At 42.3% G+C, this 6,195-nt stretch carries 5 protein-coding genes and 1 pseudogene; all 6 read right to left on the bottom strand.

The annotated features are described in order from the left end of the window. Nucleotides 1-44: 44 nt before the first annotated feature. Nucleotides 45-935 (bottom strand): nickel transporter permease, encoded by an 891-nt coding sequence (gene nikC / locus R2B77_RS13235; RefSeq protein WP_203248631.1) that lies wholly within the window; start codon nucleotides 933-935, stop codon nucleotides 45-47. A gap of 17 nt (nucleotides 936-952) precedes the next feature. Beyond that, nucleotides 953-1,957 (bottom strand): ABC transporter permease subunit, encoded by a 1,005-nt coding sequence (locus tag R2B77_RS13230; RefSeq protein WP_203248630.1) that lies wholly within the window; start codon nucleotides 1,955-1,957, stop codon nucleotides 953-955. A gap of 144 nt (nucleotides 1,958-2,101) precedes the next feature. Further along, nucleotides 2,102-3,739, bottom strand: a complete 1,638-nt coding sequence (locus R2B77_RS13225) for an ABC transporter substrate-binding protein (protein ID WP_203248629.1) — start codon at nucleotides 3,737-3,739, stop codon at nucleotides 2,102-2,104. Further along, the gene (locus tag R2B77_RS13220; protein ID WP_203248628.1) at nucleotides 3,736-4,755 is read right to left on the bottom strand and encodes an ABC transporter ATP-binding protein; all 1,020 of its coding nucleotides are present in this window, start codon (nucleotides 4,753-4,755) and stop codon (nucleotides 3,736-3,738) included. Before R2B77_RS13220 ends, R2B77_RS13225 begins: the two co-directional genes overlap by 4 nt. After that, nucleotides 4,727-5,749: an ABC transporter ATP-binding protein gene (locus R2B77_RS13215; protein WP_203248627.1), complete on the bottom strand. Its 1,023-nt coding sequence runs from the start codon at nucleotides 5,747-5,749 to the stop codon at nucleotides 4,727-4,729. The genes R2B77_RS13220 and R2B77_RS13215 overlap by 29 nt, the downstream gene beginning before the upstream one ends. Before the next feature lie 157 nt (nucleotides 5,750-5,906). Beyond that, nucleotides 5,907-6,195, bottom strand: a pseudogene (locus tag R2B77_RS13210) (multidrug ABC transporter ATP-binding protein); the annotation flags it as partial.

The raw sequence follows: 6,195 nt of genomic DNA, 5'->3' as shown, positions 1-6,195 counted from the left end.
CTAACTTTTAGGGGTCACAACACATTGACTTCAAGGCTGTTTTTTTAATTCTTCATCCGGGGATCTAGCGCATCACGTAAGCCGTCACCCATTAGGTTAAAGCCAAGGACGGTGAACATAATCGCGAGTCCTGGGAAAATCATTGTCCATGGAGCGGACTGTAAATAGTTTTTCGAGTCGGCGAGTATTGTTCCCCATTCCGGTTGCGGTGCCTGAGCTCCTAAACCTAGGAAACCAAGAGCAGCCGTTTCTAGAATTGCCGTTGCAATGGCAAGCGTGCCTTGAACAATGACGGGTGCCATCGAGTTCGGCAAAATGTGGGAATATAGAATCCTTACATCCTTCATCCCAATCGCCTTCGCTGCCATAATATACTCATCTTCTTTAATACTCAATACTTTTGAACGAATGAGCCGTCCAAAGTTCGGCACATTTATAATCGCAATTGCGATAAGTGCATTTTGTAAGCTTGGGCCGAGTACAGAAACAATTGCAATCGCTAATAGAATAGAAGGAAATGCAAGCATAATATCAAACAGCCTTGAAATCACTATATCTACCCAACGACCATAGTACCCCGCAAGAATTCCAAGTATACTTCCAATAACGACTGATCCAATGACCGAGAAGAAGCCCACCGATAAAGAAATACGCGCGCCGTAGATAATTCGAGATAAGATATCTCGACCAAGATCATCCGTTCCGAGCCAGTATTCACTGGAAGGAGGGAGAAGCCGATCAGCTAGAACTTGATCGTTAATACCTTCTTTCGCAATCCATGGACCGAAAATCGCAAGTAGCACGAAGAAAATTACAATTCCAGCACCGACCACAGCAACTTTGTTCTTACTGAAACTTCTCCATGCTTCACGCCCAGGTCCTGCTACTTTTTCAATTTCCACTTTATCATTCACTTTTGGCACTAATTCAGACATAAATGCTTCCCCCTTCCTCAGTCATATTTAATCCTTGGATCGATGAGACCATACAACAGGTCGACAACCAGGTTAATCATGACGAAGAAGAATGCGACGATGAGTATGCCTGATTGAATGACTGGATAGTCCCTTGCACCGATGGCTTCGTAAATGTAACGCCCAATACCAGGCCAAGCGAAAATCGATTCTGTTAAAATCGCTCCGCCGAGCAGCATCCCCATTTGTAATCCAATAATCGTTAGTACAGGAATAATCGCATTTTTCAACGCATGTTTATATACAACCCAAAACATTTTTTGTCCTTTTGCACGAGCTGTACGTACATAATCAGCCCGCATAACCTCAAGCATACTCGAGCGTGTCATCCGCGCAATAATCGCCATCGGAATTGTCGCAAGCGCTAGCCCCGGTAAAATAAGGTGACGAATGACTTGCCATAACTGGTCAAAACGCCCTTGAATAAGGCTATCAAGCACATAAAGATTCGTTATGGCACTTACGGGGTCTCGTACTTCCTCCCGTCCAGTCGTCGGTAGCCAGTGAAGCTCTAACGCAAATACCCATTGACCCATTAAACCGAGCCAGAAAATGGGCATCGATACTCCAACAAGCGCTAAAATCATGGCCGTATAATCAAACCATGAATTTTGGAACCACGCCGAAATAATACCCGCATTAATACCGATAACAATAGCGATAATAATAGCAAAAAGCGCCAGTTCAAAAGTAGCTGCAAAATAAGGCCAAATTTCATCCGCTACAGGTGCCCGCGTTCTCATCGATTCGCCAAGATCACCTTTAAATAGATCTCCTAAATAATGAAAGTACTGAATATACCATGGATTATCGAGTCCAAGCTTAATCGTCAATGCCTCGACAGCCTCTTTACTTGCCTGTTGGCCAAGAATGATCTGTGCGGGATTACCCGGAATGGCCCGGATGATCATGAATACGATGAACGTCATCCCAAGTAGGACAGGAATGAGCTGCAGCAACCTTTTCCCAATATAGCTGAGCATAAACTTTCCCCCTCCAACACTTTATCTCTACTATGTATTAACTGTTACTTTTATCAATTGCACCGAAGACTTCAATCAAGAGTCAAGTTAAAAAAGGGAGAAATCTTGCAGACCTCTCCCTTTCCTTCTATTACTAAAAACAGATTACTTAAATTCTACACTTGATAGTAGATCCGATCCAGTTGGATGCGGAAGGAATCCTGATAGATCACTAGCGCCACCTAGAAGTGGAGTCGAGTGAGCTAACGGTACCCATGGAGCTTCCTCATGGATAATTTCCTGTGCTTTTTTGTAAAGCTCATTACGTTTCGCTTCATCTGTTTCAGTTTGTGCTTGAATAAACAACTCGTGCATTTCATCATTTTGATAGTACGTATAGTTATTGCTTCCGATATTATCTTCATCTAGAAGAACGTATAGGAAGTTATCTGCATCTCCGTTATCACCAGTCCAACCAAGCATGAACGCATCTGCGTCTCCTTTACTTGCAAGATCCAAGTAAGTTGCCCACTCATGTGACACAATAGTCGCCGTGATGCCAACATCTGCAAGGTTTTTCTGAATAACTTCAGCTACTTTTTTACCGTCTGGCATGTATGGACGTGGTACAGGCATTGCCCATAGTTCCATCTCAAAACCATCTGCTAATCCAGCTTGTGCAAGAAGTTCTTTTGCTTTTTCAGGATTATAGTCGTATCCTTCGATATCATCGTTATAGCCTGAAATTGATGGCGGCATTGGGTTTTTCGCAACATTTGCACGCCCTTCAAAGAATGCATCGACGATAGATTGTTTGTCAATAGCATGGTTAATCGCTTGACGTACTTCTTTCTTGTCGAAAGGAGGACGTGTAACTGTTAAACCTAGGTAACCAACGTTCATAGATGGACGTTCAAACAACTGTAGGTCAGCGTTTCCTTCGATTGCTTTACCATCAGATGGGTTAATACCATCTGCAAGTTCGATATCCCCATTCATCAATGCATTCAAACGTGCAGTGTTGTCAGGAATTGAACGGAAAATAATTTTTTGTAGCTTTGGTAATCCTTCTTGCCAATAATCATCGAATTTCTCAATTGTAATCGTTTCATTTGGCTTCCAGTCAACAAATTTGAAAGGTCCTGTACCTACTGGATTTCTTTCAAAATCATCGTCACCTTTTTCAAATGCTGTTGGACTTGCAATCGCAAACATACTCATTGCAATATTTTTTAGGAATGGTGCTTGTTGACGCGTCAATGTAACGATAACTTTGTTATCGCCATCAGCAGTTACTGAATCGATAACGCGTTCTGGATCATCCTTGAAACCACCAAACATAGAGTAGTAGTAAGGGAATTTATCAGGATCTCCATTTGCCCAACGATCAAAGTTTTTCACAACCGCTTCTGCATTGAAGTCTGTACCATCATGGAACTTAACACCTTCACGCAGTGTGAAGGTATACGTTAAACCGTCTTCACTTGGCTCCCACTCTGTTGCAAGACCAGGCTGAATCGTAGTGTCTTGCTCGCCAAAGTTCAACAGTGTTTCGTAAAGGTTAACTGTAACCTTGAAGGATTCTCCCTCAGTAACACGGGATGGATCAAGAGAAGTAGAGTCTCCACCGCGTCCAAATACCAATGTATCTTTAACGTCTTTTTGAACCACTTTTTCTCCGTCTTCACTTTTTTTGCCATCATCAGTTTTGCCATCACTTGAACCTGAAGAACAGGCTGCGAGTGCTGCCGAAAGTACTAATAACATCATTAAAGCGAACGACCAAAACTTTCTTTTATTCATACTGACCCCTCCATCTGTTTCTGTTTTATATCATTGCCGCCCTGTTCACTATAAAGATGACAGGCGACAGAATGACCCGAAGAATGTTCAATTAACTGTGGTACAACTTGCGTACAGACGTCCATTTTAAATGGGCAACGTGTATGGAATGTACACCCTGTTGGCGGATTTGCCGGATTCGGAATATCCCCTTCAAGAATAACCTGCTCTTTCTTAAATTCGGGATCTGGCACCGGGACAGCTGATAATAGCGCCTGCGTATACGGATGAAGCGCTTCCATATACAATTGCTCACTATCCGCGATTTCCACCATTTTCCCCAAATACATAACACCGACACGATCACTAATATGGCGAACAACACCTAAATCATGTGCGATAAAAATATACGTAAGCTTAAAATCTTTTTGCAAATCCTGCATCAGATTTAACACCTGCGCTTGGATAGAGACGTCCAATGCTGAAACCGGTTCATCCGCAATGATCAATTTAGGATTCGTCATCAACGCGCGAGCAATGCCGATACGTTGCCTTTGTCCCCCACTAAACTGATGCGGGTAACGCTTTGCATGATAAGCGCTTAGCCCTACAATTTCTAAAAATTCATGCACTTTCTGTTTACGCTCTTTCGCATTACTTATACCGTGAACGATGAGCGGTTCCTCTAAAATTTTCTCTATTGTGTGACGCGGGTTTAATGAGGCATATGGATCTTGAAACACCATTTGAATTTCTCGTCTCGTTTTCCGCATTTCTTCGGTAGATAAAGAGGTTAAATCTTTACCGTCGAACTCTACCATCCCCTCAGTCGGTTCCAGTAATCGCATAAGCATTCGACCTGTCGTTGATTTACCACAGCCAGATTCACCAACAATACCTAACGTTTCACCTTCATTCACATAAAAAGACACATCATCGACTGCTTTGACGTAGCCAACCGTTTTGCCAAGTAACCCTTTTTTTATAGGGAAATACTTTTTTAAACCTTCAACCTTCAATAAGGGCTTTGTCGTCATTCATTCCCACCCCTTCTCCATCGTATAAGAAGCATCGTGTCTCGTGACCATCCGACGTCTTATATAACTCTGGATTCTCTTTCTGACAACGATCGAATGCGAATTCGCATCTCGCTGCAAATCGACATCCCTGTCGAATTGAACCCGGTTTAGGAACACTTCCTGGTATGGAATAAAGTCGATCCTTTTTGTAACGCATATCTGGAACTGATTGAATAAGTCCTTTTGTATACGGATGCTGTGGATCTTCGAAGATCTGCTTGGCAGGTGCTTCTTCAATAATTTGTCCAGCATACATCACGATAACACGCTCACATGTTTCCGCCACAACGCCCAAATCATGTGTGATGAGAAGTACAGCTGTATTCAATCTCGTATTCAACTCTCTCATCAGCTTTAAAATTTGTGCTTGAATTGTTACATCAAGTGCTGTCGTCGGTTCATCTGCAATTAGCACCTTCGGATCACAGACGAGTGCCATCGCAATCATTACCCGTTGTCGCATACCACCTGATAATTGGTGAGGATAGTCTTTCATAATTCCCTCTGCCCGTGGTAATCCAACAAGCTTCAACATGTCAATTGCACGTGTTTCCGCTTTCTTTTTACTCCAGCCCTTTTCATGAATCAAAATTGCTTCGACCATTTGATTGCCTATCGTGAACAATGGATTCAACGACGTCATCGGCTCCTGGAATATCATCGCAATATCATTGCCACGAATATGTCTCATTTGCTTTTCCGACATCTCTAGTAAATCCTTGCCCTCAAAAAGAATTTCTCCCCCGACAATTTTTCCTGGCGGCTTTGGGACAAGTCCCATAATTGAAAGAGACGTAACACTTTTACCGCAGCCAGATTCTCCGACTATACCTAGCACTTCCCCTTCTTTCACGTGAAAGTCGATATGATCTACAGCCGGTATTTCTCCCGAATCAGTAAAAAAGGTCGTCTGTAAATCTTTTACTTCGAGGACTATTTTCCTCTCACTCATCAGATCACCTTTTTCTAATCTATTACTTTTAGAATTTTAAAGTTATCATCATTATACGATTATTTCGAACAAATGCAATACTATTTTCATATATTCTTATAATGAAAAAGGTACACCGCCCTAAAGTCCTTACTTTTAGCGGTGTACCAACATATTATTATTTATCAAGCATCTGTACTTGGAACAATCCGTAGTAAATCCCTTTGTTAGCCATTAATTCCTCATGTGTACCCATTTCTTTCAACTCACCTGCATCAATGACTAAAATCTTATCAGCATGTGTAATAGTCGACAAACGGTGAGCTACGACGAGTGTTGTTCGATCACTTGCCAGCCTTTCCAGCGATTCTTGAATAAGTGCTTCACTTTCGAGGTCGAGCGCTGATGTCGCTTCATCCAATACAAGCAATGGCGGATTTTTTAAAAAGACACGGGCAATGGCAATG

Source organism: Sporosarcina beigongshangi, assembly GCF_033485195.1.
In the GTDB taxonomy this organism is placed as follows: Bacteria; Bacillota; Bacilli; order Bacillales_A; family Planococcaceae; genus Sporosarcina; species Sporosarcina beigongshangi.
Note: the sequence above shows the minus strand (reverse complement) of the source record. Positions and strands in the feature narration are given on the sequence as shown.